General features: G+C 59.8%; 1 protein-coding gene. It reads right to left on the bottom strand.

What is annotated here, in order from left to right:
* On the bottom strand, positions 1 to 537 hold a 537-nt coding region (locus ACV22Z_RS35735), incomplete at both ends, for a hypothetical protein (protein WP_448080941.1).

The raw sequence follows: 537 nt of genomic DNA, 5'->3' as shown, positions 1-537 counted from the left end.
ACAACTGGCTTGCCTCAACCGAGCCCGAACTATTGTCCAACTTGGACGCGCGAACGTTTGCCAGTGCTCCCGCAGCAATGCGGCCGGATGCATTAGTCAGGTATGCGCCTGCACTAATCGACGCGTTCTGTCCAGCCGTCAGCGAACCTCTGCCGTTGTCCACCGATTGCGCATCAACCGTCAAATCGGCACGTGCGCTAATCGATCCATGATTGGCAAGACGCCCTGCCTGCACCGTGACATTGCCATCACCGCCGATCACACCACCTTGCGCACCGCTCGCTGTCGTGCCCGCTGCGTTCGTGAGTTCGCCGCTCGTCGTGATGGACAGGCCTTCGCTGTTAAGGGACGTGACGCGCCCGCTGGAATTTTCGAGCGACACACCGAAGACGGTCATCTTGCCGGCGCTCTGAACGATGCCCTGTTGATTCAGAATCGCGCCACCGTGTACGTAGACTGTACTTTGCGAGACCAGCGTGCCGCCCTGATTCGAAACCTGTCCCGACGACTGTATAGACAGCGGGCCCTGCGACGACA

This window comes from Burkholderia sp. PU8-34 (genome assembly GCF_053427725.1).
Note: the sequence above shows the minus strand (reverse complement) of the source record. Positions and strands in the feature narration are given on the sequence as shown.